At 47.0% G+C, this 26696-nt stretch carries 29 protein-coding genes; 12 read left to right on the top strand and 17 right to left on the bottom strand.

The genetic code is table 11. The annotated features are described in order from the left end of the window. Window positions 1-51: 51 nt before the first annotated feature. On the top strand, window positions 52-468 hold the full coding sequence (locus COV52_07745) for a hypothetical protein (GenBank protein PIR10650.1): 417 nt from the start codon (window positions 52-54) through the stop codon (window positions 466-468). 232 nt (window positions 469-700) lie between these two features. Here the strand turns inward: COV52_07745 and COV52_07750 are convergent, their stop codons facing one another. The 7 genes from COV52_07750 to COV52_07780 form a co-directional block, all read right to left on the bottom strand. Further along, window positions 701-1186, bottom strand: coding sequence for a phosphatidylglycerophosphatase A (locus tag COV52_07750; protein PIR10651.1), 486 nt, complete (start codon window positions 1184-1186; stop codon window positions 701-703). Further along, window positions 1186-1620: a transcription antitermination factor NusB gene (locus COV52_07755; protein ID PIR10652.1), complete on the bottom strand. Its 435-nt coding sequence runs from the start codon at window positions 1618-1620 to the stop codon at window positions 1186-1188. The genes COV52_07750 and COV52_07755 overlap by 1 nt, the downstream gene beginning before the upstream one ends. Continuing rightward, on the bottom strand, window positions 1617-2081 hold the full coding sequence (locus tag COV52_07760; protein ID PIR10653.1) for a transcriptional regulator NrdR: 465 nt from the start codon (window positions 2079-2081) through the stop codon (window positions 1617-1619). The genes COV52_07755 and COV52_07760 overlap by 4 nt, the downstream gene beginning before the upstream one ends. Before the next feature lie 2 nt (window positions 2082-2083). Next, complete coding sequence (gene glyA / locus COV52_07765; protein PIR10654.1) at window positions 2084-3337, bottom strand: serine hydroxymethyltransferase; 1254 nt, start codon at window positions 3335-3337, stop codon at window positions 2084-2086. 63 nt (window positions 3338-3400) lie between these two features. Further along, window positions 3401-4537 carry a hypothetical protein gene (locus COV52_07770; protein PIR10655.1) on the bottom strand — a complete coding sequence of 379 codons (1137 nt, stop codon included), beginning with the start codon at window positions 4535-4537 and terminating at the stop codon, window positions 3401-3403. A gap of 125 nt (window positions 4538-4662) precedes the next feature. Continuing rightward, the gene (locus tag COV52_07775) at window positions 4663-5934 is read right to left on the bottom strand and encodes a 16S rRNA (cytosine(967)-C(5))-methyltransferase (GenBank protein PIR10656.1); all 1272 of its coding nucleotides are present in this window, start codon (window positions 5932-5934) and stop codon (window positions 4663-4665) included. Further along, complete coding sequence (locus COV52_07780) at window positions 5927-6871, bottom strand: methionyl-tRNA formyltransferase (protein ID PIR10657.1); 945 nt, start codon at window positions 6869-6871, stop codon at window positions 5927-5929. The genes COV52_07775 and COV52_07780 overlap by 8 nt, the downstream gene beginning before the upstream one ends. Window positions 6872-6922: 51 nt before the next feature. On the opposite strand from COV52_07780, the gene COV52_07785 reads away from it, so the two are divergent. After that, the gene (locus COV52_07785) at window positions 6923-9028 is read left to right on the top strand and encodes a hypothetical protein (GenBank protein ID PIR10658.1); all 2106 of its coding nucleotides are present in this window, start codon (window positions 6923-6925) and stop codon (window positions 9026-9028) included. A gap of 146 nt (window positions 9029-9174) precedes the next feature. On the opposite strand, the gene COV52_07790 is transcribed toward COV52_07785, so the two are convergent. Beyond that, on the bottom strand, window positions 9175-9684 hold the full coding sequence (locus COV52_07790; GenBank protein PIR10659.1) for a hypothetical protein: 510 nt from the start codon (window positions 9682-9684) through the stop codon (window positions 9175-9177). A 2-nt stretch (window positions 9685-9686) separates the two neighbouring features. After that, the gene (locus tag COV52_07795) at window positions 9687-10697 is read right to left on the bottom strand and encodes a fructose-bisphosphate aldolase class I (protein PIR10660.1); all 1011 of its coding nucleotides are present in this window, start codon (window positions 10695-10697) and stop codon (window positions 9687-9689) included. A 143-nt stretch (window positions 10698-10840) separates the two neighbouring features. Between COV52_07795 and COV52_07800 the strand changes: the two genes are divergently transcribed. Further along, on the top strand, window positions 10841-11173 hold the full coding sequence (locus COV52_07800; protein PIR10710.1) for a nucleic acid-binding protein: 333 nt from the start codon (window positions 10841-10843) through the stop codon (window positions 11171-11173). Here the strand turns inward: COV52_07800 and rpe are convergent. Together rpe and COV52_07810 are read right to left on the bottom strand one after the other, a co-directional pair. Further along, a complete protein-coding gene (rpe, locus tag COV52_07805) occupies window positions 11170-11832 on the bottom strand; it encodes a ribulose-phosphate 3-epimerase (protein ID PIR10661.1) in 663 nt (220 codons plus the stop codon). The two genes, COV52_07800 and rpe, sit on opposite strands and share 4 nt — an antisense overlap. Before the next feature lie 42 nt (window positions 11833-11874). Continuing rightward, window positions 11875-12165 carry a hypothetical protein gene (locus COV52_07810; GenBank protein PIR10662.1) on the bottom strand — a complete coding sequence of 97 codons (291 nt, stop codon included), beginning with the start codon at window positions 12163-12165 and terminating at the stop codon, window positions 11875-11877. A 183-nt stretch (window positions 12166-12348) separates the two neighbouring features. Here COV52_07810 and COV52_07815 point away from each other — a divergent pair, with 183 nt between their 5' ends. After that, window positions 12349-12870, top strand: a complete 522-nt coding sequence (locus tag COV52_07815) for a hypothetical protein (protein PIR10663.1) — start codon at window positions 12349-12351, stop codon at window positions 12868-12870. On the opposite strand, the gene COV52_07820 is transcribed toward COV52_07815, so the two are convergent. Next, entirely contained in the window at window positions 12867-13319 is a 453-nt protein-coding gene (locus tag COV52_07820) for a hypothetical protein (GenBank protein ID PIR10664.1), read from the bottom strand. The genes COV52_07815 and COV52_07820 overlap by 4 nt on opposite strands. Next, a complete protein-coding gene (locus COV52_07825) occupies window positions 13313-13984 on the bottom strand; it encodes a uracil-DNA glycosylase (protein PIR10665.1) in 672 nt (223 codons plus the stop codon). The genes COV52_07820 and COV52_07825 overlap by 7 nt, the downstream gene beginning before the upstream one ends. 56 nt (window positions 13985-14040) lie before the next feature. Between COV52_07825 and COV52_07830 the strand changes: the two genes are divergently transcribed. The 7 genes from COV52_07830 to COV52_07860 all read left to right on the top strand — a co-directional run bounded on the left by COV52_07830 (window position 14041) and on the right by COV52_07860 (window position 20409). Next, entirely contained in the window at window positions 14041-15753 is a 1713-nt protein-coding gene (locus COV52_07830; GenBank protein ID PIR10666.1) for a hypothetical protein, read from the top strand. After that, complete coding sequence (locus COV52_07835; GenBank protein PIR10667.1) at window positions 15750-16457, top strand: hemolysin III; 708 nt, start codon at window positions 15750-15752, stop codon at window positions 16455-16457. The genes COV52_07830 and COV52_07835 overlap by 4 nt, the downstream gene beginning before the upstream one ends. A 62-nt stretch (window positions 16458-16519) precedes the next feature. Beyond that, complete coding sequence (locus COV52_07840; GenBank protein PIR10668.1) at window positions 16520-17611, top strand: redox-regulated ATPase YchF; 1092 nt, start codon at window positions 16520-16522, stop codon at window positions 17609-17611. A gap of 102 nt (window positions 17612-17713) precedes the next feature. Next, entirely contained in the window at window positions 17714-18055 is a 342-nt protein-coding gene (locus tag COV52_07845) for a hypothetical protein (protein PIR10669.1), read from the top strand. Between the two features lie 19 nt (window positions 18056-18074). Next, window positions 18075-19055, top strand: coding sequence for a hypothetical protein (locus COV52_07850; GenBank protein PIR10670.1), 981 nt, complete (start codon window positions 18075-18077; stop codon window positions 19053-19055). A gap of 53 nt (window positions 19056-19108) precedes the next feature. Continuing rightward, complete coding sequence (locus COV52_07855) at window positions 19109-19933, top strand: hypothetical protein (protein ID PIR10671.1); 825 nt, start codon at window positions 19109-19111, stop codon at window positions 19931-19933. Beyond that, window positions 19906-20409, top strand: a complete 504-nt coding sequence (locus tag COV52_07860) for a hypothetical protein (protein ID PIR10672.1) — start codon at window positions 19906-19908, stop codon at window positions 20407-20409. Before COV52_07855 ends, COV52_07860 begins: the two co-directional genes overlap by 28 nt. Before the next feature lie 26 nt (window positions 20410-20435). Here COV52_07860 and COV52_07865 read toward each other — a convergent pair whose 3' ends face one another. After that, entirely contained in the window at window positions 20436-21182 is a 747-nt protein-coding gene (locus COV52_07865) for an acetoacetate decarboxylase (GenBank protein ID PIR10673.1), read from the bottom strand. A 124-nt stretch (window positions 21183-21306) separates the two neighbouring features. Between COV52_07865 and COV52_07870 the strand changes: the two genes are divergently transcribed. Beyond that, the gene (locus COV52_07870; protein PIR10674.1) at window positions 21307-22785 is read left to right on the top strand and encodes a hypothetical protein; all 1479 of its coding nucleotides are present in this window, start codon (window positions 21307-21309) and stop codon (window positions 22783-22785) included. A 236-nt stretch (window positions 22786-23021) separates the two neighbouring features. Here COV52_07870 and rpoH read toward each other — a convergent pair whose 3' ends face one another. From rpoH to COV52_07885, 3 genes are all read right to left on the bottom strand, one after another. Continuing rightward, a complete protein-coding gene (gene rpoH, locus COV52_07875) occupies window positions 23022-23864 on the bottom strand; it encodes an RNA polymerase sigma factor RpoH (GenBank protein PIR10675.1) in 843 nt (280 codons plus the stop codon). 118 nt (window positions 23865-23982) lie between these two features. After that, entirely contained in the window at window positions 23983-25002 is a 1020-nt protein-coding gene (locus COV52_07880) for a hypothetical protein (protein ID PIR10676.1), read from the bottom strand. A gap of 217 nt (window positions 25003-25219) precedes the next feature. Further along, window positions 25220-26656: an ATPase gene (locus COV52_07885; protein ID PIR10711.1), complete on the bottom strand. Its 1437-nt coding sequence runs from the start codon at window positions 26654-26656 to the stop codon at window positions 25220-25222. Window positions 26657-26696 lie beyond the last annotated feature (40 nt).

Consider the following 26696-nt stretch of genomic DNA (forward strand, 5'->3'; position numbering starts at 1 on the left):
ATGTAAATTACGATAGCGATCACATAACAATAACAATAAGAAATCTACACCATGGCATGCTCCTGCTTCTGCTCATTCTTTCGTAAATCGCGACAAGTCACTGACGAAAAAGTGATCTCAGCATTGCAACAGCTCAAAATAAAGTTCGCCGAATTGATTACAATATGTTACGAGAATCGCCGATCACAACCCCTCGCCCTCGGCCTCAAAACATTCGACACATTGATCGATATTTCACCCGACTCCTCAAAAGAAAAACTAACCCAGATAAAATTTATTGTGGAAGAGCTCGAACTTTTTGAAAAGCTCCTGACCCCTGAATCGCTGCACTTCGCTCAACTTAAAAACAAGCAGGAAAAGCCGTCAAACGCTCAACTAAAAAAAACAATTGAAAAAGCGAATAGCGTCATCTCAAAGGTTTACAAACAGCTCAAAGGAAATCACTGCCACCAAAACCAACCACGCTAAAAACAAAAAACATGATAAAACTTTTAAAAAATTGCTTTCAATTTCTTTTTACAGCGCACGATGAAGCTGAATCTAAGAGAAACGCCCGCTACTTCAGCGGAAACAGGCGCCCTGCTCTCAGTCAGCTCACTCAGCGCTCTATTCACCACCAGTAAGCGCGGGTGTAGAACGAAATTTAGCTCAAGCCGCAAGCCGACTGAGTGATTTGAGTCGACGGCAAGCACTGCAAAATTTACAATGGCGCCATGCCCATCAGCCACAATAAGAGCTGAAGGCCTATCAGGGTATACAGCCCTGCGACCACATCATCCATCATCATGCCTAGGCCGCCCATCACGTTGGTTTTCACCCAACATGTGGGCCACGGTTTCCAAATGCTGAACAAGCGATACACCACAAAGCCGAGCAAGACCCATTTCCAAGTTAATGGTAAGGCATAGAGTGCGACCATCACACCAACGACTTGATCAAAGACAATGCCATCGAGCGAGTATTTTCGAAGATCACTAGAAGTGACTTCACAAACCCACACGCCGAGTACAAATAAAATGAGCAATAACAAGGCGTACAAGGTCAGCGGCAAGTGCGAAAAGATTAAGAAAAGAACGGTACCAACCACACACGCCCAAGTGCGCGGCATCGGCCAAGTGCCCACACCAAAACCGAAGGCCACAAAGTGGACCCAGTTTTTCCAGATGCTGGGCGGGGGTTTTGGCATTACTCTTTTCCTTGCGAAGCTAAAGGCCGTAATTGTGACACTAATTTGTCCAAAACGCCATTCACAAACTTATGCGCCTCTTCTGCACCATAGCGTTTAGTCAGCTCCAAGGCTTCATTAATGACCACTTGGTACGGCACATCGTGATGGTGCTTGAGCTCATAGGTGGCCATGCGCAATACACACAACTCGATCGGCGTGAGATCGTCAAAACTCACGTCTTTCAAATACGGGGTGAACACCGCATCCAGCTCGGAAGCCTCCCTCGTGGTGCCGTGAAGCAAATCCACCAAATACGGCACATCAACCTTGTCTTCTTTCACTGCTGTCATCAGGTGTTTTTCGGCGTCAGCCGGTAAATTGCCTGACATGTAGACTTCGTATAGGCCTTGCAAAGCAAAGCGTCTGGCTTTTCGGCGTTGCGCAGGGATCATATTTTTTTTCCTTCTTGTTGTAATCGTTTAATCGTCTCACCAAATTGTTTCACGTCTTCAAAATCGCGATACACAGATGCAAAGCGTATGTAGGCGACGTGATCCAATTGTTTTAGCTCGTCCATCACCCACTCACCAATGCGCTTTGATTCAACTTCTCTCTCACCAGTCGCGCGAAGCTTGTGCTTGATGTGCGTGATTGCCGCCTCCAGCTTATCGCTATCGACTGGGCGTTTTTCTAACGCTCTGACCAGGCCGGCCCGCAGCTTTTCTTCTAAAAAGCCTTCTCGCTTACCATCACTTTTCACCACGCGCGGCATCACCAACTCAGCTTGCTCGAAGGTGGTAAAGCGCTCGCCACAATCCGGGCACTCGCGACGACGACGCACTTGAGCACCTTCACTGACCAAACGCGAGTCGATCACTTTCGTGTCTTCTGTTTCACAAAAAGGGCAATGCATCCTTACCTCACATACACGGGGTACGCCCGAGTCAACTCGGCCAATTTGGCTTTCACTTGCTCAAGCACATTATCGTCATTCATGTGATCGAGTATATCACACACACAGTGTGCGACGAGCTCACACTCAGCTTCTTTAAAACCGCGCGTTGTGACTGCCGGCGTACCCAAGCGTAAACCACTGGTGACAAACGGCGAAGCGGGATCGTTCGGCACGGTGTTTTTATTCACGGTGATGTTCGCCTGGCCTAAACGTGCCTCGGCGGCTTTACCTGTGATGCCTTTATCCACGAGACTGACAAGAAACAAATGATTTTTCGTGCCATTGGACACAATGCTATAACCACGCGCTTGCATAAGCTTCACCATCGCATTCGCATTATCCAACACCTGCTGCTGATACACGGCAAAGCTTGGATCCAAGGCTTCTTTAAACGCGACCGCTTTCGCTGCGATCACGTGCATCAAAGGACCACCTTGGCTGCCGGGAAACACCGCGGAGTTGAGCTTTTTAGTCAACTCATCATTTTGACGCGCTAAAATAATACCGCCTCTTGGGCCGCGTAGCGTTTTATGCGTGGTGGAAGTGACCACATCGGCAAACGGCACAGGATTTGGATACAACCCTGCCGCCACAAGACCTGCGACATGCGCCATATCCACCATCAAGTACGCGCCAACGCTATCAGCAATCGCACGAAAACGCGCCCAATCGATCACACCCGAAAAGGCAGAAAAGCCTGCCAAAATCATCTTTGGCTGGTGCGCTTTAGCCAGTGATTCAACTTGCTCATAATCAATATCACCCGTCTCAGCGTGCAAACCATAATGATAGGCCTGATAGATTTTGCCCGAGAAATTCACGGGCGAGCCATGCGTTAAATGCCCACCCTGATCCAAGCTCATCCCCAAAAATGCATCGCCTGGTTTTAACAGGGCTTGAAACACTGCGCTGTTAGCTTGCGAACCCGAATGCGGCTGCACGTTGGCATAGTCTGCGCCAAACAAGGTTTTTAAGCGCTCAATCGCCACATTCTCAACGATATCAACATACTCACAACCACCGTAATAACGTTTACCCGGATAACCTTCAGCGTATTTATTCGTCAGCACTGAGCCCTGCGCAGCCATCACATTAGCACTCGCGTAGTTTTCAGAGGCAATAAGCTCAATATGATTTTCTTGGCGTTGCGCCTCCTGGTTGATGGCTTTAGCTAAGTCAGGATCAAAGGCAGGTAAATTTTCAGCATGAAGCATGGGCTTATCCTTATTCAAATGTGGGCCCATTTTAAACGAGTTTATGAGCGAGGTCACGAGGGTTTATCGGCTTAGAAACTGCCGAAGCGGAACCACCTCAATCTTTTCATCCAAAAGATAAGCATTGTCACCCGGATAGATAACACAGAGCTTTTCAAGCCCCAGGTGCTCGAGCGAGCTTACCATAGAACGAGTGAGTTTTGGCGCATCACTGAATTTAAATTCAAAGCCCAGTAGGCCTGTATTTTGGTTAACCAATAAATCCAGCTCAGCCTGATTATGCACGCCCCAAAAAAAACAGTCTTCGGACTCAGCGCCCAGTGAATGAATCACCGCCTCCATCGCAAAACCTTCCCAAGAGGCGCCGAGTTTCGGGTGAAACAGTAACTCTTCCATGCTCTGAATATTGAGCAAAGCATGAAAAATACCGCTGTCTCTAAAATAAATTTTAGGGGTCTTAACCTGGCGCTTTTTAATATTGGCAAGCCACGGTTGCAACTGACGCACCATAAAAGTGTCGGTGAGTATATCGACGTAATGCTTAATCGTGGGATGAGATAAATTAAGCGACTGCCCAAGCTCACTCGCATTCAGTGTTTGCCCATGATAGTGGCTTAGCATCATCCAAAAACGCCGGATATTTTGCGGCTGAACTTTAAACCCGAGATTTGGAATATCCTGCTCTAAAAACGTTTTGATATAAAATTTTCGCCACGTCAGGCTTTCATCGTCAGTATTAGCCAAATACGCCAAAGGAAAACCGCCTCGTAACCACAACGATTTTTCTTCTTTGGTTTCATCGTATGAAAACGGCGTAACCTCAATATAGGCCAAACGACCCGCCAAAGTTTCTGAGGAATGCTGAATCAGGTGACGAGAAGCGCTGCCCAAAATTAAATAGCGCTGCTTTCTCTCAGGCCTGTCGACCAGCACCCTAAGTAATGGAAACAAATCAGGCTTGGTTTGAATTTCGTCGATGATGATTAAGCCCTCAAGCGCGGACAATACCGTCTTTGGCTCGCTCAAGCGCTGCAAATCCTCAGGGTCTTCTAAATCAAAATAGTGTGTTGTCTCAGATTGCAAGGCACGATACTGGCGCGCTAGCGTCGTCTTACCACACTGCCTTGGGCCCAACAAAGCCACCACCGGGAACTGGCCGACCAGGGATTTGATCTTCTCTAAATATTTGTTTCTATTCATAAAAACACAACTTTGTGAAAACTGAAAACATGGATTACAATTTTCACATATTTGACGCCGGATAGCAAGAAAACACCGGGTTTAAGCCATTTACAGCCGTTTTGTAAAATGAAAGACGACCCCGGCTATGCCATCACCAGCAAAGCATAGTAAAAACCATCCATCGCCGACTCGCCCGGTAAAATCTGGCGACCGTGAGCCATCGCATGCCCCCAGCTCGCGTCAATGGGCTGCTCGCGAGCATCGGCATGGCGCGCCAAGAAAGCCGCAATCTGCTCGCTGTTTTCTTCGGGCAAAATAGAACAGGTCGCATACAGCAAGCGCCCACCGGATTTTAAACAACGCCAAGCTGCATCCAAAACTTCGGCCTGCAAAGCCACTGCTGAGGCAATATCCTCTTCGCTGCGCAAGGTTTTAATGTCCGGGTGGCGGCGAATCACGCCCAGCGCGGAGCACGGCGCATCGAGCAATACTGCATCAAAACCCGTTTCAGAATACTGACGAAGATCGGCGCACACCGTTTGCATATTCGCTTTAAGCCTCGTGCAATTTTCCCGCACCTTATTTAAGCGCGACTCACTAACATCCAGCGCCGTGAGCCGAACAGCGGGCTCATACTCCCATAAATGACAAGCTTTACCGCCAGGGGCCGCACAAGCATCTAAAATTTTCTCGCCAGATTTCGGCGCAAGTATATAAACGGCAAGCTGGGCTGCTTCATCTTGCACAGACACCGCACCTTCTGAGAAATTTGGCAAGGCACTCACATTCACCGCGGAGCGTAACCGCAAGCCTGCCGTACTGTGCTCACAGACATCAGCCTCGATACCCGCATTTTTCAAAGACGCCAAATACGAATCGCGAGAAGCTTGCTGCGTATTCACACGCAAGCTCATGGGCGCTTGCCCATTATTGGCGTCCAAAATCGCTTGCCAGTCACTGGGGTATGCGCTTTTTATGCGGTCAATTAAATACTGCGGGTGTGAGTAAAAAGCTTCTTCGCTTTGCACAAGCTCGCCAAGCAAAGCCTCATGTTCTCGCTGAAAGCGACGCAAGCTCGCATTCACCACCCCTTTAGCCCAGACTTTTTTCAAGCTCACACACAACTTGACCGATTCATCGACAATCGCATAGGGCTTCACACGACTGTGCTGCAACTGAAATAAAGCGATCAGTAAAACAACTTCAATATCACGATCTTTGGCTTTTAACGATTTATTTAACAACAATGCCAAAAGGGCCTGAAGCTGATCATAGAAACGAAACACCCCAAAGGTGATAAATTGAATTTCAGGCAGACGCGGATGATCACGATGGTGATCTAGCGCATCATTGAGCGGCGCACCATCAAGCACGGCCTGAATAACGTCAATACTCACAGCTCGAACATCACGCATCTAAGACATCACCCACAGAAAACGGCAGTTGCTGACCGTTGATTAAATCACTCACTGGCATCGCCCTTTTACCCGGCAATTGCAAGCAGCTTAAATTAAGTGCGCGCTCGCCACAAGCCACACACACGCCAGTTTTATCGACAGATAACACAGTGCCGGGCACGGCTTGTTTATCCGTTGGCACCACATAGGCTTCAAGCACCCGAAAACGTTCACCCTTAACATATGCCTCACTCACCGGCCAGGGATTAAAAGCTCGAACTTGCCGGTCCAAACATTCAGCAGACTGAGCCCAATCTAAACGTGCCTCAGCTTTATTAAGCTTTTTAGCATAGCTAGATTGATTGTCGTCTTGTGCCTCGGGTACCAAACTCTCTAGATTAGCTATGGCTTCCAGCAAGGCTTGCGAACCGAGATTCGCAAGCCGATCATGCAGGCTGCCACCAGTGTCATGATCAGCAATGTCACAAGTCTTCTTCAATAGCATATCGCCGGTGTCCAAACCCGCATCCATCTGCATAATGGTGACACCACTTTGCGTATCACCCGCCAAAATAGCGCGCTGAATGGGTGCTGCGCCACGCCAACGTGGCAACAAGGACGCATGCACATTCCAGCTACCATAACGCGGAATGAACAAAAATGATTCTGGCAGGATTAAACCATACGCCACCACGATCATTAAATCGGGCTTTAACGCCATAAGCTCGTCATGGAATTCTCTGTCACCGCGCAAACGCTCAGGCTGATATACCTCGATACCGTGCCGCAAAGCCAATTGTTTCACAGGCGAAGCCGCAAGCTTACGGCCACGGCCTGCAGGTCGGTCTGGCTGTGTAAACACGGCCGCCACCTCAAAACCCGCCGACAACACGGCCTGTAAATGCAGAGCAGCAAATTCTGGCGTTCCGCAAAAAACGACGCGTTTTATGGACATGATTCAATCTCGGCAGTGACAAGTGGCTGAAAGTTTAATATAAATGATATCATGAGACAAATAGATGACTGGGCACAATTTAAATGGCTGCACGCTTTTCGGTGTGCCGTAGCCGTCAGCGTCTGCCTTTTCATCATTAATCAGTTCACTTGGCCACTGCTTGCCTTCATGGCACCCACCTCCGCCTTTGTGATCATGAACGTCTTCAAGAACCAGACGGTCTCGAGCGCTATACAGCGCATCGTCGGGCCTTTTATTTTTTCGATCTTCGCCTTGCTGTGTGCTTACTTTGTGCATAACCCCTGGCTGAACACGGTTTTTTTATTCTTACTATTACTGATCGGCAGCTACTTATTCGCACGAGCCTATTTTCCTTATGCCGCGATCATGGGCTGCTTGATTGGCACAGTTATCTTTTCTGTCGCCGCCACCAGTACACACCCCGACTTTGCCACACTCACCGCTATTTCGTTTATCGCTTATTGCGTGATAGGCGTTGTGATCGCCTGGCTCGCCACACGACTGATCTTCCCTAACCGCGCTAAACGAGAGTTACTCCCACAACTTGGCCTCACATTAGACGCGATCAAAGAAAGTTATAAAAGTAAAAAAGCAATGCTATCACTCGAAAGCTTCACCCCGCTAAAGCATTTATTTCTCAATTGTGAGCACCAGTTCAAGCCCGCCCAAGCTAGAATCATTGAACACTTAATTATTGAGCTAAAACAGCTTTATTTAAAAGTCGAACGCATCAACCAGGAAAAACGAACGCAGACACTCGGCAAAAAATTGCCCGAGCTTGGCAAAGCGCTCAGGGCACTCGATCAAGCCATGATCGATCGCTTCAGCGCTTTCGCTCAAGCACTGAAGAGCAGCAAACCTTTAAGCCATCGCGCAAGCGAAATTAGCGACATGCTCAACCAGCTAGACTCTCTATTAAGCCAGCTTCGCGAGCAAGGCGAACTATTAAAGCAAGATGTCTTAAGCGTACTCAAACTCACCAGCTGTATCCAAAGCTATCGCCTACTCAACCAAAAACTCGAAGCCTGCATCAAAGCGTTCAATGCCAGCTTTGACACACACACCACACCCAAACAACTCAATGCTTTTCTACCCGGCGAGAAAAGCCGCTTGTGGCAGTGGGATAAAAAAACAGCCAGACGAACGTTTAAAATCAGCATTGTGCTCTTGATCGTGTATTACTTTGTAACCCAGCAGCACTTACCCGGCAGCTTTCAAGCGATCATCACAGCAGGCATTATTGCCGCGCAACCTAACCTCGGCCAATCCACACAAAAACTTTGGCAACGTTTTTTAGGGATTGTCGTCGGCGGACTCATTGGCTTTGGCTTGCTATTACTACTAGGGCATACAAGCAGTTTATGGCTTCTCATTCCGGCCTTGTTTATCCTCACCTTAGTGTTTAGCTATATCGCACAAGGCTCAGACACGGTCAGCTACTTCGGCATACAAGCCGGTGTGATTTTATTTATCCTGGTCGCCATGCTCGAGCCAAGCCACAACACAACCATGGCGATACAACGTTTAGAAGGCGTCTTTAGCGGTGGATTGATTGCATTAATTGTCGCTTGGATCCTTTTCCCCGTTCACCCACGCAAACTATTACGCAAACAATTAGGTGTAGGTTTACAGCTTGCCAGCCAATTAACAACCGCCATCAATCAACACAAGGTTAGCGATGTCCGAATCATTTTACGCGACGCCCTAAGCGGAAAGAAACAGCTGCTTGATGATCTCAACGGACTAGGTAGCCAAGCAGCCGACAGGCAAATACTCGACAGCTTTAACCTACTAGAGGAATGTTTTGAACAACTGGCACACTTAAATGACATTCAAGCTCAAGTCAACAAAAGCCAACTCTGCCAGCGAGCTGACCGCGACCTACAAACGGTTCGCCGAATCTTACCGCGCATTTTTGAACAACTTGGCACATTAGACACGGCAAACGTCAAACAACTTGACCCCGAGCGCCTCATTAAAACGATCGGTGAAATCGCGCAATCTTATCGGGAGCGACGCATTACCTACCAATACCCACTCGAAGAAAGCGAACTTTACGCGAACTACGTTTGCACTTGGATTTTCATTGCTGAGCGCGCCGTGCTACTCAAGGCCTTGCTGTTAAAGTCGAGCTAGGCAACGTCCCTAAAGTCTCGGTAGGAGCGAAAAACAAGATAATCGAGGAAAAATAGCTGAAGGTTCGAGGCGAATATTGAACATATTTAACGAGAAGCTTCAGCTATTTTTACCGATTTTGCTTGTTTTACAGCCCAGCGACGACTTTAGGGACGTTGCCTAAATACTTCATAGACTGCAAGCTTAGCTTCTGTGTTTTTCACTTTAAATATTGAACGTCTTGCCCAGTATTCAGCAGGCTTTAGCGATACGCTCGCCGACTGAAATAAAGCGTGATTGCGAGCCAAACGCGCAACCTCAATCTCACTACGCACAAAAGGACTATCGCTGGCAAAAAGCAACTCGCCCAAGGGCTGCTTTTCTTTCAAATCGCTAAGATACTTCAGCACAGAATCTGTGAGCACGCTGCGGCCATAAACCTCAATCGCCTTGCCCTGATGCAGAATCTCTCGCACAGTCACGCGCGCACCCACTGTGATCTGTAAATACCCCGCATCTTCTTCTGTAATTGTTTGCTGCTGATCGGTCAACTTCACAAAACGATAGCTGTCACCATTGAATTTTCGGCAGCGAGCTGTCAGTGAATCGCGCGATGACAACCACTCAAACAAATCAGCCGGCACGCGGCCGGCTGTGATAGGCGCCCAAACTGGCATGATTATTCCATATCAGTGGAATACTGGCCCAACTGGGCTTTGCTATTAAGCTCTAAACGCTTTAAGAAAGCCGCTTGTGCTGCTTGTACGTTTTCGGCTTTACCGCGCCACGCGTCCATCGCAGGCTCTTGCAAAGCGCGCGCATACGAGAAGCTCAAATTCCAAGGCTTATGGGCTGCTTGGTTCATCAGGTTTAGATGTGCTGTAGCCTGCTCTGGCGTTTGACCACCGGAGAGGAAGTTGATCGTGGGGACCGCAGCTGGCACCGTGCGACGAAAGACACTCAAGGTTTCATTCGCGACTTCTTCATGCGACGCCTGTTTTGCACATTGCTTACCAGAGATCACCATGCTCGGCTTTAAGATCATGCCTTCTAAATGCACTTTGTGCAGGTGCAAGAAACGGAAGGTGTGAAACAACACACGATCACTCACGCGTGCGCAGCGCTCTAGCGTATGATCGCCATCGATTAAAATCTCTGGCTCAACAATCGGCACAATACCGGCTTGCTGGCAGGCCGTGGCGTAACGCGCCAAACCTTCGGCGTTGGTATGAATCGCTTGCATTGAGGGCGTATCATCGCTGATGCGGTACACCGAACGCCATTTCGCAAAACGCGCACCGAGTTTTCTGTATTCTGCTAAACGTTCAGGCAAGCCATCGAGGCCTTGCGTGGTTTGTTCATCATCGGCGTTGATTAATTCAATTAAACCTTTGTCGACCTTAATGCCCGGCACAATACCTTGCTTGGCCAATAATTCAGGAATTGGCGTGCCGCACGAAGCTTTCTGCATCAACGTTTCTTCAAAGAGAATCACACCACTCAAATACTGGCCCACATTCGGTGCGGTGAACAACATTTCACGGTACGCCAAACGGTTGGCTTCCGTATTTTCCACACCCACCGCCTCAAAGCGTTTACCCACTGTGCGGTGACTTTCATCAGCGGCCAAAATACCTTTACCTGGCTGGACGATGTCTTTGATCGTGTTTAATAATACGTCGATGCTCATAGCGTTCCTCATTTAAGGTGTTTAAAAGACCGTTACAGCGGCCTCGCAAAGGGGTATCATCATACCGAAAAAAATGGAAATAGACCATGACTCCGTGTCCTTGTCACAGCCAAAAACCGTACGACGCCTGTTGCGGTCGATTCATTGGCGGTCATGCTTTGCCCAGCACGCCGCTAGAACTTATGCGCTCACGCTACACGGCATTCACCCAAGCCAATATGGACTATGTTCAAGAAACGCAATGCGGCCCGGCGGCCGAATACTTTGATCGAAAAATGGCCAAGTCTTGGGCGGAGCAATCGATTTGGCTGGGCCTGGATATCATCAGCGCGCCCAGTATTGGGCCCTTTGACATGATAGGCTACGTCACCTTTCGCGCGCACTATTCCTTCGAAGGCAAGACCCAGCAACTCAACGAAAAAAGTCGCTTTGAAAAAATCGATGATCGCTGGTTCTATGTGGGCGGGAAAATTTAGGCTTTCGCATTCTCTCTGAGTGTTGCAATCGCGCGAGCATAATCTGCTTCTTTAAAAATCGCAGAGCCTGCCACAAAGGTATCCGCGCCCGCTTGCGCCACCAGATGAATATTATCCGCGCGCAAACCGCCATCAACCGCTAAATAAATATGCTCACCACTGCGATCAATGCGAGCACGCACATCCCGAATCGTCTCAACACTGCTTTCAATGAAGGTTTGCCCACCAAAACCTGGGTTCACCGACATACACAACACCAAAGCCAAGTCCGAAAGCACGTTATCCAACCAGCGCGTGGAGCTACTAGGGTTAATCGCAAGACCAGCTTTGCAACCGTAGTGCTTGATTTGGCGAATACTGCGCATGACATCACGGGTGGCTTCAGGGTGAAAGGTGATGTAGTCGGCACCCGCCTTGGCAAACGCGGAAATCAGATTATCCACGGGCTCAACCATCAAATGCACATCCAAGGTGTGCTTGATACCGTAGTTACGTAAAGCGGTGCAAATCATCGGGCCAATCGTGAGATTCGGCACGTAATGATTATCCATCACATCGATATGAATCCAATCCGCACCTGCGGCAATAACTTTGTCGACCTCCTCGCCCAAACGTGCAAAATCGGCCGCTAAAATGGATGGTGCGATACGGATACTCATAAAACCCTCGTAAATGTTGAAGGCATTATAACGAAAACCGGCTTAAGCGCCAGCAGCAGGACTGAATACAGACTTCTGACTGACCCGGCTCAATTCATTTTCTATAGCCAGCCAGTCGTCGTAAAGACTTGCGCCAACGCCACTCACCAACTGTTCGTAGAACTGCGCTAAGTGCTGCAAATTCGCCTGATAGGCACCTAAATCAACATACTGATCACGCTGCAAGGTAGCATACTGATTATTTAACTCATTTAAACGATGATGCGCGTCACTGCCTACTTGAAAAAAATTTTGAACCAAGACCGCAGGTTGAAAAAAACCAATCGGATTCATATTACTACCTTTTTTATTGTTATGATCAATATTTTATCAAATGAAGCTTAAGGTAAGATTAAAGGCCCCGAGCGACACAGTATTAATACGTAAGACATTGCTTACACAATCTTGCGCCTGCAATTTGGGACATTGTCGTTATAATGAACATCTGCCATCTGCTAAGGGACTAAAGGGGAGCTAATGGCGTTCAATGATCTGATCGATACAATCAGCAAGGCGTGGAACTATCTCGCTCATCCATATCATTTATATGATATTTCGCTCGAGCGCGTGATTTATGACACCCAAAAAAGTGAAGAAGTTGCGCATTTCGTCATCAAAAATTTTCGCACACTGCGAAAATTACCCGTGCGCAAAGCACTGAAAGATCGACAGCTGGCCGCGAAACTCTCACCGTTGGAGCTTACCCTATTAACCATTATCGCCGAAGAGGAAAGGCTGCATCATGGTTTATCGCTGAGCGCTAACGTCAACACAGTCCTCGAGCGCTTTTTAGCCTACCCATTAGTAGAGAGTTATTTTTTTTCAGCCGCACAAAAGCGACACATGCTCGTGATTCATTTTGAAGACAGCGACCATGAAACGTGTTTATCTGTGCGCGAGCTTGCCGATATGCCAGACTATATTGAAGCGCTGCGCAAAAGCGAAGAAGCGTATCACGCCGCCAACACCTCAGAAGACAGCGAAGAAGCCTTCGCTTAAACGCTGTAACGATCAAACTGCGTGATATCTTCTGGCAACGAGACCTGCTCTTTCGGCATGACCTTGGCCAACAAGGTTTCACCTCTGTTCTCAACGATATCGAAAAACACCGTCACACCTTCTCCGTCTTGCTTGCCCGGTGAAAACACATCCAAAAACACACTGTCTTCTATCGCTGCGATGGAATGCACATTAAGCTCTGGCGTTAGGGTCATGGCTTGGTTAGCGATCACAACGTCACTAGACGCCAGCGTCAAGCAGTAGTCAGTTTCTGACAGCTTTTCATGCGCATAGCAATTCACGCGACTTTTACCCGACAGCAAATACGTTAAAGCATACTGCCCTTTATGCAAATGATGTGGAATCACATCGCCCGCTTTTAAACAAAAACGGCCAACCATCATGTCAGGATAATCAATCACAATAGCCCCGGTTTCTTTAATCAGCATAAGGCTTCCCCCAAATGTTGTTTAATCGCATACAAGTCCACCATGGCCTTGGCTTTCTCACGCGGCGAGCGCAATAAATAGGCCGGATGATACGTCACATACAAGGGCGTGCCATGGTAATCGTGCCACTGGCCTCGCAAACGACCGAGGGTTTGTGTACTTTCCAGCAAAAATTGCGCGGCGATGCGCCCGACTGCCACAATTAGCTTAGGCTGAATCAGTGCGATTTGCTCACGAAGGTACGGTGTGCACGTCGCCACTTCTTCTGGGCTAGGGTCACGATTATTCGGGGGACGGCATTTTAAAATATTGGCAATAAACACATCATCGCGCGACAAGCTAATCGCTTTAAGCATTTGCGTGAGTAATTGACCGGCTCGCCCCACAAATGGCTCACCTTGGCGATCTTCATTCGCCCCCGGCGCTTCACCGACGATCATAATCTCTGCCGTAGACGAACCCACACCAAACACGGTTTGCGTGCGCGTTTCACACAAGCCACACAAAGTACAGCTCGACACGCGCGATTTAAGCGCACTTAAATCGGCTGACGAGTGAGCAGGCAAGACAGAAACGGCAGGCTTTTCTTCGGGCAAATCACGACGTTGCCAGACATCAATTCCCATACGCGTAAGATAGGCTTTCTTTTTCGCGTCGATTGTCATTTCAACTTACCGTGGTTATGATGTTCATTCAAAAGGAATAGGATTGAGACGATAACATGCAAGTTGAGCAACTGGAAGACCCGATCAAACCCTTAAGCCAAATTACGCTACTCATTTTATCCTTCATTGTCGGCATTATCGCAGGTTTCGGTGCCGTGATTTTCCGTGACATGATCGCCATAGTGCATAACTTCATGTTTTTGCGGCAATTCAGCTGGATTTACCATACCACGCAGCATACGCCAGCAGGCCCCTGGGGTTGGTTAATCATTTTCTCGCCTGTGCTTGGCGCAGTCGTCGTGGCTTGGCTCGTGAAAACCTTCGCGCCCGAAGCCAAAGGCCATGGCGTGCCAGAAGTCATGTATTCCATTTATTTTCAAAAAGGGTTTATCCGCCCAATTGTGGCTTTGGTCAAATCGATTGCGTCGGCCATTTCGATTGGTACGGGTGGCTCGATCGGCCGTGAAGGGCCCATTATTCAAATTGGTGCAGCCTTTGGCTCCACGCTCGGTCGCATCATCAAAATGCCGATGCGCCAGCGTTTTATTTTAATTGCGGCAGGCGCCGGTGGTGGTATTGCCGCAACATTTAATGCGCCTCTAGGCGGCTTAGCGTTTGCTGCCGAGCTGATGTTAGTCAGCATCAGCGCGCGCACCTTGTTACCCGTGGCCATCGCCACGGTCACCGCCACCAACATTGGTCGCTTATTCTTCGGCATGCACCCGTCTTTTCCCGTTTATGGCCTTCGTGCGCCACAACATGTCGTTGATACAGCCTGGCAACTTTTAGCCTATGTACCCTTCGGCGTGATTGCAGGTTTTTTATGTTTGTTGTTTGTGCGCGCTATTTACTGGTTTGAAGATTTGTTCGACGCCATGCCTGGCAATTATTACTCGCGCCATATGCTCGGCATGCTGCTTGTGGGCATCATGATGTATTTATTTTTACACTTCACCGGCCATTATTATATTCAAGGCGTAGGTTACGCGACCATCGTCGATGTGTTAGCCAAAGCCCTAATGAACCCTTGGTTTTTATTATTGCTGTTTGTCTGCAAATTTCTTGCGACCTGCTTAACACTCGGCTCGGGCGCCTCTGGCGGTATTTTTTCGCCTTCATTGTATCTTGGCGCAGTCGCAGGTTGTGCTTACGGCATTTTGATGCAACACATTGCCCCCGGACTTCATGAATCACCGGTGGCGTTTGCCGTCGCAGGCATGGCAGCGATGGTTGGCGGCAGCACCGGCGCTTTATTCACAGGTATTATCATGGTGTTTGAAATGACCAGTGATTACAAAGCTGTTTTACCTGTAATGATCGTGGTGGCCATTACCTACGCCATTCGAAAATACTTCTCTAACGAAAGTATTTACACTTTAAAATTACTACGACGCGGCGCATTGGTGCCTGAAGGACTGCAGGCTGCGATCATTGGCTCACAAAACGCGGGCCACGTCATGCACACCGAATTTAGCGTGCAAGACTTGAGCGCGGGCGAAATCAAACCGACTGAAGATATGGTGGTCTACACCCGTGGCAAAACCATCGAAGCGATCTCACGCCACGGCCTTGTGGATAAAAACTTTGTCTGTGTAAGCGAAACCACCTCAATGCTTAAAACCTTGCGCTTAGAGCACCGCAAACGTGTGAAAACGATCTTGGTCTTTGATAAAGAGAAAGATTTGAGCATAGAACACTTGAAAGGCATCATCGCGCCGCGTACCCTATTAAACAATTATATGAACAACGCAGAGCTCATGGAATCATGACCACACCACCGAGAGAAGAGTTCAAACCTCAAAAGCCACGAGCGTTCAGCAACGATTATATTCATCGCTGGAATGTGCACGAAGAAATTGCCAACAGCATCACCCATTTTGTTGGCGTGCTGCTCGGTATTGCCGCACTGGTCATCATGATCATCGAGGCAAGCATCTACCAATCCGTGGAAGGCATTGTCGCGAGCATCATCTTTGGCGCCAGTATTATCGTGTCCTACGTTTCGTCGGTGATTTATCACGCCGTATTGGCGCCCAAGATTAAATATTTTTTCCGCATCATGGATCACTGCTGTATTTACCTACTCATTGCAGGTTCTTACACTCCCTTTGCCTTAGTCACACTCAGAGGCCCTCTTGGCTGGACCTTGTTCGGCATTATTTGGGGCATTGCCTTAGTCGGTATTATTCTGAAGTTTAACTACGTCGGTAAATACGAAATGCTCTCAACCATCTTGTATGTCTTGATGGGCTGGATTGCCGTGGCTGTTTCAGTGCAATTATTTGAACACCTGCAACTCGGTGGGATTATTTGGCTGGTCATTGGCGGGCTGACTTACACAATCGGTGTCATCTTTTTCATTTACGAACGCGTGCCTTTTTTTCACACGATTTGGCACCTATTCGTGCTCGCCGGCAGCATCTGCCACTTTTTCTGTATTTCGCTCTACGTCCTGCCTTATCCACCGGGTTAAGCGTGCTTGCGAGCCACGCCGCACTCACGTAGAATCCGCGCAAAACGAACAGGAACAGACTCATGGGATTTAAATGCGGTATCGTCGGCTTGCCAAACGTGGGCAAATCCACTCTTTTTAATGCACTCACACAAGCAGGCATCGAAGCACAGAACTACCCGTTCTGTACGATCGAGCCCAATGTTGGCACCGTGCCCATGCCAGACCCCAGGCTCGACCAGCTCGCCGCCATCGTTAAACCTCAAAATATCGTGCCAACCTATATGCGATTTGTGGATATCGCAGGTCTTGTCGCCGGCGCCTCCAAAGGCGAAGGCCTGGGCAACCAGTTTTTAGCCAATATTCGCGAGACCGATGCCATCGCCCACGTGGTGCGCTGCTTTGAAAATGACGACATCACCCATGTAGCCGGCAAAGTCGATCCGCTCAGCGATATCGACGTCATCAACACCGAGCTGATGCTCGCTGATTTAGAAAGCGTGGATAAAGCCCTACTTAAGGTCGCGAAAAAAGCTCGCACCGGTGACAAAGAAGCGAAAATAGAAGCCAGCCTTTTAGAACGCTTAAGCCAACACCTAGGCGATGGTCAAGCTGCCCGCAGCCTTGATGTGAACGACGATGAAGCTATCGCCCTTTCTCGCATGCAATTGCTCACCGCCAAGCCAGTGCTCTATGTCGCGAATGTGAATGAAGACGGCTTTGATAATAACCCTTTGCTGGATCAAGTTCGGGAGCTGGCCAAAAAAGAAAATGCCTCTATTGTCGCTGTCTGTGCAAAAATCGAATCTGAAATCGTCGAACTCGACGAAGAAGAGCGCAAAGAGTTTTTAGCCGAGCTTGGCCTTGAAGAGCCTGGTCTTAACCGGGTGATTCGAGCAGGTTATGATTTATTAGGACTACAAACCTACTTCACCGCTGGCGTAAAAGAAGTGCGCGCCTGGACCACAAAAAAAGGCGCGAGCGCACCGCAAGCCGCCGGCGTGATCCACACCGACTTTGAAAAAGGATTTATCCGCGCAGAAGTCATCAGCCTTGACGATTTCATCACACACAATGGCGAAAACGGCGCAAAAGAAGCCGGTAAAAAACGCGTGGAAGGTAAAACCTATACCGTGAAAGACGGCGACGTGATTCATTTTTTGTTTAATGTGTGAATAATGCGAAAAGCATAACCCAGGTTTGATTTTTCCCGGATTATCTCTCGCCGTAGCTGCTTCGCAGCAAAGGCGGACCAACCCAGGCTTGCTTTATGGCTAATGTCATTGCGAGCGAACGATAGTGAGCGCGGCAATCTCGCTCGAGATCGCCGCGGTGATTACATCTTCTCTACATGCCGTAGCTGCACACAACCTTTCACAAACGGCGAGGACGCGGGAAACGCAAGCTTACCTGACAAGCTTTGTACGAAACGCGGGTCGTCATCGGCCATATTGAAGCTGGGCGACAGTTTGAGGATAATCCAAGAAAAGCGCTATTCGATGAATGAGAGAATCAATAGATGGGCTGTGATATTCATATCGAAGCCGATGTTTGCGAAAAGCAACCTGTCGACTAGCGAGATAAAGATTTTACTTTTTGAGACTGGGCATATTAAATAGTTTTTAGTGAGGATGGGACGTGTTTTTAAGAATAATTGGTGAAACGCATGGTGAAGGTACTGATTTCCTTAATCGCGCGGAACAGTTAGCGGAAAAAGCCGCTATTGTATTGGTCAGAGAAGGTGGGATTTATGAGAATTACCCCGCCGGGAAGATAGGCCTCAACACGTATACTGTCGAAAATGTAGCGGCTTTTGCATATTCTGATGTGCTAGATTTCTTAAAATACTATTTTACGTTGATAAAAAAATATCACCCTGGCTATAGTATAATTACATCGTATTTAAAATGCCGGGAGAATAAACAATGGCCTGCTGTTATTAAAATGAAAAAAGCGATTTTGCACAGCGTAGAACTTTTCACCGAACTCATCAATTATTCATTCTCAGAAAAAGGGGAAAAATATTATCTACTGCAAGTGATTTTTGAGCGCTTTTGTGATCAAGTTGATAAGAAAATTGGTTGTAATGCTTTAAAAGGGCTTGTGTCGGATGATGATAATGAAAGAATTAATCTATTTTTAAATCATCATGAGGTGTTGTTGTTGGAAGTAAAAAAACTAGTTGAATCGATTGTGGCATACATTAAAGATAAGTATCCAGGGAGTGAAAACGATCAAATTAGTCTAAAAAAATCATGGATTGATAAGGTATTTGCGTTTGATGACGCGCTTGTCGAACAGGAGCATGGGAGATTAAATACAGATGCGGTGATTCTTGATTTGCGAAATTATTTTTATAAAATAAATTTGACTAAAATTTTCGGAGAAACTGATAGAGAGGTGTGGTTTATCGTTGGTCGAGCGCATTTGCCTGGGCTTAAGGAGCTCATGAAAACGACACCAGTGCCCTGTCGGTTTGTAGCAGATGATAGAAAAGAAGCGCTTTTAAATTTGTATGGCTCAAGTAGTGTTGGGCTCCGGCGCTATACACTCCACACAGAAAGTAGCTGGCAAAAAGTTAGAGACAAACAAAACAGCGGCTTTCCAAAAGCTCCCTAACCATTATTGATATCATGAGGTTATATAATGCTGTTTTGAAAAAATAGACTTGTATGATTTTGGTATCTCATACAGCCCAACCAAGGTGTTTAGCGATGGCAGTGGACAGAATAGATACAAAGACTAAGCCCGAATTCAAAATAATACAAATCAGCGATAGTCACTTAACAAAAACAGACAAAGACAGGGTTTTTGGCTTTCCAGCAAATAAAAACTTCTCTCTAGTCATGGAAAAACTCTACCATGAAGAAGATGTTGATTTAATATTCGCAACAGGCGACATTTCGAACGATTACTCAAAAGAATCTTACCAACTGTTTGCCGAAAAAATAAGCCTAATCGACAAACCTGTTTATTGGATTCCTGGAAATCACGACAATACGGAAACAATGAGGGAAGTTTTCGCTTACTTTCCACATTTCAAGGAAGGCACTCACTTAAGCCATGCCAACTGGCATTTCCTATTTTTAAACACAAAATTTGAAAATAATAGCTACGGGAAAATTCAGAAAAGCGAATTAAACACACTACAGAAAAAAATCGAACTTATTCCTACATCGGGAAAAATCGCAATTGTCATGCATCACCCGGCCATAAAAGTAAACACACCGCTAGTTGATGCGCATGGACTTAGAGAGCCCGATGCTTTTATTGAACTTGTCAAACGCTACAAAAACATATCACTGATCATATGTGGGCATGTTCACGAAGACTATTGCTTACCCATTGCTAACTGCAAACTTATCACCTGCCCTGCAACGTGCTTTCAATTCAAAAAAAATGCCATTGAGCTTGCTTTTGAAAAAAGAGTCGGCTACAAATTGTACACTTTTAATAAAGAAGGATTCACATGTTCAACAAAACAATGGGACTTTTAAATAAACTTAAACGATTCTGGGCAAGCTTCACCCCCAGGTATAATCTTTGTTTAGACAGCTCCGAATATGCTATTGATTCAAAACACTTAATTCATCGTTTTAAGGTTTATGGTAGCCACAATTACGTTAAATTCACTTATGAAGAAATAATGAGAGATAGAAACCTCACGTACCAAATCAACCCCTACGATCTAATCGATATTGCAGTTAAAGAACGGGATGCACAAAAGAAAAAAAGCATCTATATAATCAAAAAAACCCTGCGAAACAATTATTTTAAAGTATGCAATGCTGAGGGCGAACATATTATCGATGGCGACGAACTGTGCCACAACCCTATATTAATCAAACAAATGTCGCCGATTGATCTACACAATATTTCTTACAATACCGGCTTCATTCACGGAAGACGCCTATCAAAAACCATTTCTGAATCTTCAAAGGGCCCAGCAAAACCATCACTTAGGGTGTTATAACCCAGGCAACGTTTCATCACCCTCAGCTACTTCACCAAAAAATCCTTCACCACCTTGCCATAAGGCAAGGTCAAGTCCGCCACAAAATGCAGCGCACTGATCACTTCCTTCACCGGCAAATTAGCCACGGGGGCTAAAGCGTGTTGAAAAAGTTCTAGCGCGCCTGGGCCGCGCCAAGCACCTTTTAGGTCGATATTTGTCAAGTGGTACTCGACCAATTGGCAGATTTTCGGGCCGCCATCGACATCGGGTATCAGCTTCACTAAATAATTAGGCTCATGCAATACCGCCAAAACATCCGCGTTCGGAACCGTTTGGTATTTATAGCCCATAGTACCCACTGCGACACAAACTGGGCCATAGTATAAAGTACCCAACAAGGTATCCGCCTCGACTTTCAAGCTTGGGTTAGCTAGTTTTTTCGGGAACCCCCAAATTTCACGGCCACCCGCGATCGGCGCATGGCAGTCCAAATACATGGAATGCACATAGCCACCTTTTTTGCCCTCGTACGCCACAGGAATGACTTGACCTGATTCCGTGTAATCGCCAAACCCTGTGGAATCCGGCATACGAATAAACTCAAACTTCACAATGGGTTCGTCAAAGGTTAAACACTCTGGCAACACAGCTTTTAAAGCATCAGGATCAGTTTCATACGTGATAATCATGTACTCACGATTCACAAAACGATAAGGACCTTCAGGATAGGTAGTAATGCCACGACGAATTGGCATGCCAAAGGTATTGTAAATCGGCTTGATGTGTTTCATTGTTTTCTCCTTAAGACAAATCGCAAGCTTCAATATATCGCACTTTATCACCCTTTTCGAGATTCGCGTTAACGCAGAAAACCGACTATAGTGGAAGCCACACGCCCCCATTTAAGGAATATTCATGAGCAAAAATACGGAGGTTTTAATTGTTGGTGCTGGCCCCAGCGGTTTAATGGCGGCTATTGAACTTCGCCGTCGCGGTATTGATTGCCGTCTTATCGATAAGAAAGACGCGCCCACTCAAACCTCGAACGCTGTCGCTGTGCACGCACGCTCCCTCGAAATGTGGGACAACCAAGGCATTATCAATAAAGTAAAAGGCAAAGCCCAGCGCATCGAAGGCTTAGAAATTTTCTCACAAAGCATGAAACGCTTAGCGTCGATGGCATTTGTGAAACACTTAAAATCCACCTACCCCTGCGCCTGGGATATTCCACAAAACCAAAGCGAAGCCGTATTGATTGAGCGGCTCGGCGAACTCGGATTGCAGGTCGAGCGCTCAACCGAATTAGTTTCAGCCAAAATACACGACGACGGTGTTAGCTGTGAGATCAAAACAGCAGGCGCTGAGACTACCATCGTTGAGTGTCACTACGTGATTGCCAGCGATGGTTTTCATAGCACGCTACGCAACATGTTAAAGGTCGAGTACGAAGGTAAAGATTTAAAACAAGAATTCATCATGATCGATACACCTTTAAATTATCCCGTGGATTTGCACAAGATTGCTATTTTTTTTCACCCAGAAGGCTTGTCAGGTGTTTTTCCGATGAAAGAAAGTGCGCGCATTATTGTTGAAGTAGCCAATGATAAAAGCTACAACCGCGAAAATGGCGTAACACGCGAAACATTTATCGAAGTACTAAAACGTCGGTGGTCGTTTGATTTCCAGCTGGGTGAAGCCCGCTGGATGAGCCATTTCTTTATTCACGAGCGCTTAGCCAAACACTACCAATCTGGTCGTGTGTTTTTAGTCGGCGACGCCGCCCATGCACACTCGCCCGCCGGCGGACAAGGTATGAATACCGGCATGCAAGACGCGTACAACCTGGGCTGGAAATTAGCGGCTGTAATAAAAGGCGAGCTGAAAGACTGCGTGCTTGACACTTACGAGCCAGAACGTCGCCCGGTTGCGCAAAATGTTTTAAAGCAATCCACCGCCATGACCGTGGCCGCCGCCGTTAAAAACCCGCTACTGATTAGCCTTAGAAATTTTTTCGTGCGGCATGTGGCCTCGCGTCGCGTGTTTCAAAAAAACTTTGCGAACTTTATCGGCGAACTCAGTTATCATTACCGTCAGTCACCCTTAAGCTTAGGGGATAAACACATCAACCTTCGCCCGGGAGATCGCTCACCCATCATCCACCACAGCGAACATTTTGTACTGTATGTGCCAGAAAACTGGGCTAAAAAAGCTGAAATTGAAGCGCTTATCAAACCCCACACCAGTTGGATAGAGCTTTGCCTAGCCACAGCCGAACAAGCCAAACAGCTGGCGTTAAAGCACGGGTTTTGTTTAGTGCGGCCGGATATGTACATCGCCTGCCAGGGTTGTTGCACGAAAGAGCTAGCCCAATGGCTGGACGCTTGGGTGAAATAAGCTCGTTTTTTCACGCTTGAGTAAGCTGGATTGATTTGCCGTCGTGCTATAGCGCCATGGCGAGAGATAATAAGCGCTTTTATTTCCCGGGTTATCCTCATGATACTCGTCAACCTAGGCCACACTTCATCTTCAATCTCATTGTGAGCAAACGATAGTGAGCGCGGCAGCCTTGTTAAGTAACATGGAGATTGCCGCGTCGCTTCGCTCCTTGCAAAGACGGTTGGGGTTTAAGGTTACATCGCGGCTTTGATTTTTGCCAAGGCTTGTTTTTCAAGCTGGCGCACACGCTCGGCAGACACGCCGAGTTCATCCGCCAAATCATGCAAGGTCGCTTTAGGCTCAGCCAAAAAACGTTTTTCTAAAATCACTCGCGAGCGCTCATCCAAGCCGCCCATCGCGTGGATCAAACGGGTTTGTTGATCATCGGCACTGCTTTCGTTAACCAACGCCGTTTCGGGGTCAAGCTCGGCAGAAACCAAATAATCGGCGGGGGTATAGACATTGTCATCATCATGCTCAGCCAACACATCATACGCTGCATCTTGTGCGTACATGCGCGATTCCATTTCGCGCACCGTCTCAGGCTTCACATCCAAATCTTTGGCAATGTCTTGCACATCGCTTTCTTTAAACCAAGCGAGCTGCGTTTTCATTTTGCGTAAATTGAAAAACAGTTTGCGCTGCGCTTTGGTGGTGGCCACTTTCACAATGCGCCAGTTTTTCAAGACAAATTCATTTATCTCTGCCTTAATCCAATGCACGGCAAAGCTCACCAAGCGCACACCTTGTTTCGGGTCAAAACGTTTAACGGCCTTCATCAGACCGATATTGCCTTCTTGGATCAAATCGGCTTCTGACAAACCATAGCCCGAATATTTTCTCGCGATCTTAACCACAAACCGTAAGTGTGAAACAACGAGCTGGCGCGCAGCCTCAAGACTGCCTTGCTCGTGATACGCTTGTGCCAAGCGCACTTCTTCGGCCTGGCTTAAGAGCGGAAAACTGTTCACAAAGTGCATGTAGCTGCTGACATTATCAACACTTAGGCTCACATTGAGCGCTGGAATACGTGTCATATTCAAACCTCGCTAGACTTGGCTTTGGATTCACTGATTCTTATTGGCGGCCATTTTAGCACTCTTTAGGCCGGAGCGCCAAGGCTCGTCGACCTGGCCGAATATAGCCCCCCAGATCTTACTTGCCTGGAGTATGCGAAGCAGCTGGCTGAGCCATCCCACCACCTCCCGGAGGAGGCTCATTAGGCGTAACCTGTCCAGAATCCCGAGCGGGAGGCTGTACGCCTGGCGAATCCCTGTGGGAATTTTGAGCAGCCTGGCCAGGCAAGCCATTATCATGGGCTTGCTCGTCACGGGCTTTGTCAGCCAAAACCTCTGTTGTTTTTGTGCCTTTTTCTCTTTGATCAATCGCCGCTGATAAAGCATCAGTTTCTGCTGGTGAAGCATCAGTTTCTGCTGGTGAAGCATCAGTTTCTGCTGGTGAAGCATTAGTTTCTGCTGGTGAAGCATCAGTTTCTGCTGGTGAAGCATCAGTTTTTGCTGGTGAAGCATCAGTTTTTGCTGGTGAAGCATCAGCTGCTCCTGCTCCACCAGGTCCAGAAGCTAACTCTGCCGTCCCAGAATCCCTCAGTTGTTCTTGAACAGTAAGCGGAACAGCTTTCGGGTCCAGACTATCCAATGCTTGCACAAGCTTTGGCGTATCTTGATCAAGCTGCTTAAGTGCAGCACCCTTAAGGCCATCAACTTCCTGATCACTTTTACCGGCTTGCTTAGCTTCTTTATACGCTTTGATTTTATCGTGCAGCGCCGCAAACCCTTTAATCAAACCCAAGGCTAATAGCGCGATAATAATCAATAAAAAAGCTTCGTTCTCTTTTGTACTGGCCTTATTAAGACTCTTAAGCTTTTGCGTCATTTTTTGCGAGAAAGTCGGCGCTGGTTTAGGTGCGCTTGTTTGATTGGCTGTGCCAGCAGCAGGTTTTGGCGCTTGCGCGGCGCCTACGGCTTCAGCCGCTGCTTGCTTTTTATTGGCGTCGTCTTGTCGGCGCTCAGCCGCATTGGCACTATCTGCAGCTGTTTTTTGCTGTTCTTGGGTTTCATTGCCAGGGGCATGATCAGACGATTGGCGCACTTCCTGGTCCTGCTGAGGCGTTTGAACACTTGTTTTATCATCTTGGTTTTGCTTATTTTTTGGCATAAAATGTCCGCATGTAATCTATTTCCTACAATTTTATCAAATTTTGGTGAAAAATCAAGCATGGTTAGCCGAAACCAGCGGCTCCCGGCGAAATCGTAGACCCACGAGTGGCAAGGGCTCCAGAGGGAGCCGCTGCTGATGTTGTCTGCGGGTTATGATCTTGATTTGAGTCAGGCATAATTGATACCTTTTATGTAGGGCCGTCCTGCTAAAGCCTTTAATTCAAAAACTCGCTAAAATCAATAATCTTCGTAAAATACGCCGCATCGACAAGCGCATCACTGACACCATTGACATGAATCAATACGGGAAAACACGAAAAACCTCTCGGCTTAGATAATCGCTGGATTTTTTCAGTCATGGCCTCTATGACATCGGTTTTGACTTCATTTCGAGAAAATTTAATTTCACAGACAAATAAGTTATTAAACCGTGTTTGTATCATATAGTCGATTTGGCATCCCCTTTGTTTAATCGTTTTTCTCTGGAAATAAGCGCCATCAATGACGACGTCATTAGCCGTTATGCCCAACTGCTGCCAAATCGTTTTTCGATTACTTAACACAAGGTTTTCAAACTGCAGCCCCATTATTGTCGACCATTCTGGCAACAGGGCAATAGACTTCCCCTCATACAATCCTTTCTCTATTTTTATTTTTTCTTTATCAAGATAACGCAAATAAAACCGCAAGTAGTTGTCACTCAAACGATATCGACTTAACTTTGAAAAATTACCGGCTTTAACGAGCCAAGTAAAATCTCTGCTGATAAAACCTGCTTCTACCAAATCACTTAAATATTCAGATATTAGCCCACTTGGTTGAATGCTTAAATGCTGGCAAATTTTTGCCATATCGGCAGGCTCTTTAAGCAATGCAGAAACAATTTTTTTATACATATTAGATCTTTTTCCGAATAGGTCATGAAAAATATTATCAAACTCTCTCAGCAACAACCCGCCATCGGTGTAACAAAGCTGTTTAATATTCTCATCAACAGGCAGCTTAGGATCCAAACACTCAAGATACAGAGGAACACCCCCTGAAATGGCTAAATATTTTAATTTATCCGTAGCGCTCACATGATTTTTATACCCTGCCCAAAATTCACTGCATAACGCTAATGGTAATTCTTTTAGCGTTAATACATGATGTATTCGGCCGATAAAGCCTGAAGCAGACAATAGATTTTTATCTATCCATGATGAAACTGAACCACAGACTATTAACATTAGGCGTTGATTTAACTTAAATTCATCATCCCAAGCATTTTTTAGTTTTGCCAAAAAGGTACTATCGCCTTCTGCCATCCATGAGATTTCATCCAAAAGCAAAATGATGCTGCCTTGATGAACACGCCTAGCAAGAATCGAAAATAGCTCTGCCCAATTATCTGCTTTAAGTGTCGGCAAATCAGGAAAATAGACGCTTAGACGCCTTGCAAATTCATCACGTTGATCTTGTGCGGTAATACCTTCTTCTGGCGCCAAACCAACAAAACGATAAAGCAGCTTGCTTTTAGCAAACTCGGCGATTAACCGGCTTTTACCAATGCGGCGTCTGCCTTTGATAGCCACAAACTTAGCCACTTTCTCCGTATACCAAGCTTGCAAGCTATTAAGCTCTTGGGTTCTACCTACAAATCTTCCCACAATAGGACGCCCTCTGGTCACTACAACAAATCGCTATTTTGCC

This window comes from Gammaproteobacteria bacterium CG11_big_fil_rev_8_21_14_0_20_46_22 (assembly GCA_002796245.1).
In the GTDB taxonomy this organism is placed as follows: domain Bacteria; phylum Pseudomonadota; class Gammaproteobacteria; order UBA12402; family UBA12402; genus 1-14-0-20-46-22.

Excerpts from the sequence above, each read along its gene's own strand:
- COV52_07745 (PIR10650.1), top strand. The coding sequence starts at position 52 with ATGGCATGCTCCTGCTTCTGCTCATTCTTTCGTAAATCGCGACAAGTC.
- COV52_07750 (PIR10651.1), bottom strand. The coding sequence starts at position 1,186 with ATGCCAAAACCCCCGCCCAGCATCTGGAAAAACTGGGTCCACTTTGTG.
- COV52_07755 (PIR10652.1), bottom strand. The coding sequence starts at position 1,620 with ATGATCCCTGCGCAACGCCGAAAAGCCAGACGCTTTGCTTTGCAAGGC.
- COV52_07760 (PIR10653.1), bottom strand. The coding sequence starts at position 2,081 with ATGCATTGCCCTTTTTGTGAAACAGAAGACACGAAAGTGATCGACTCG.
- glyA (PIR10654.1), bottom strand. The coding sequence starts at position 3,337 with ATGCTTCATGCTGAAAATTTACCTGCCTTTGATCCTGACTTAGCTAAA.
- COV52_07770 (PIR10655.1), bottom strand. The coding sequence starts at position 4,537 with ATGAATAGAAACAAATATTTAGAGAAGATCAAATCCCTGGTCGGCCAG.
- COV52_07775 (PIR10656.1), bottom strand. The coding sequence starts at position 5,934 with ATGCGTGATGTTCGAGCTGTGAGTATTGACGTTATTCAGGCCGTGCTT.
- COV52_07780 (PIR10657.1), bottom strand. The coding sequence starts at position 6,871 with ATGTCCATAAAACGCGTCGTTTTTTGCGGAACGCCAGAATTTGCTGCT.
- COV52_07785 (PIR10658.1), top strand. The coding sequence starts at position 6,923 with ATGAGACAAATAGATGACTGGGCACAATTTAAATGGCTGCACGCTTTT.
- COV52_07790 (PIR10659.1), bottom strand. The coding sequence starts at position 9,684 with ATGCCAGTTTGGGCGCCTATCACAGCCGGCCGCGTGCCGGCTGATTTG.
- COV52_07795 (PIR10660.1), bottom strand. The coding sequence starts at position 10,697 with ATGAGCATCGACGTATTATTAAACACGATCAAAGACATCGTCCAGCCA.
- rpe (PIR10661.1), bottom strand. The coding sequence starts at position 11,832 with ATGAGTATCCGTATCGCACCATCCATTTTAGCGGCCGATTTTGCACGT.
- COV52_07810 (PIR10662.1), bottom strand. The coding sequence starts at position 12,165 with ATGAATCCGATTGGTTTTTTTCAACCTGCGGTCTTGGTTCAAAATTTT.
- COV52_07815 (PIR10663.1), top strand. The coding sequence starts at position 12,349 with ATGGCGTTCAATGATCTGATCGATACAATCAGCAAGGCGTGGAACTAT.
- COV52_07820 (PIR10664.1), bottom strand. The coding sequence starts at position 13,319 with ATGCTGATTAAAGAAACCGGGGCTATTGTGATTGATTATCCTGACATG.
- COV52_07825 (PIR10665.1), bottom strand. The coding sequence starts at position 13,984 with ATGACAATCGACGCGAAAAAGAAAGCCTATCTTACGCGTATGGGAATT.
- COV52_07830 (PIR10666.1), top strand. The coding sequence starts at position 14,041 with ATGCAAGTTGAGCAACTGGAAGACCCGATCAAACCCTTAAGCCAAATT.
- COV52_07835 (PIR10667.1), top strand. The coding sequence starts at position 15,750 with ATGACCACACCACCGAGAGAAGAGTTCAAACCTCAAAAGCCACGAGCG.
- COV52_07840 (PIR10668.1), top strand. The coding sequence starts at position 16,520 with ATGGGATTTAAATGCGGTATCGTCGGCTTGCCAAACGTGGGCAAATCC.
- COV52_07845 (PIR10669.1), top strand. The coding sequence starts at position 17,714 with ATGTCATTGCGAGCGAACGATAGTGAGCGCGGCAATCTCGCTCGAGAT.
- COV52_07855 (PIR10671.1), top strand. The coding sequence starts at position 19,109 with ATGATTTTGGTATCTCATACAGCCCAACCAAGGTGTTTAGCGATGGCA.
- COV52_07860 (PIR10672.1), top strand. The coding sequence starts at position 19,906 with ATGTTCAACAAAACAATGGGACTTTTAAATAAACTTAAACGATTCTGG.
- COV52_07865 (PIR10673.1), bottom strand. The coding sequence starts at position 21,182 with ATGAAACACATCAAGCCGATTTACAATACCTTTGGCATGCCAATTCGT.
- COV52_07870 (PIR10674.1), top strand. The coding sequence starts at position 21,307 with ATGAGCAAAAATACGGAGGTTTTAATTGTTGGTGCTGGCCCCAGCGGT.
- rpoH (PIR10675.1), bottom strand. The coding sequence starts at position 23,864 with ATGACACGTATTCCAGCGCTCAATGTGAGCCTAAGTGTTGATAATGTC.
- COV52_07880 (PIR10676.1), bottom strand. The coding sequence starts at position 25,002 with ATGCCAAAAAATAAGCAAAACCAAGATGATAAAACAAGTGTTCAAACG.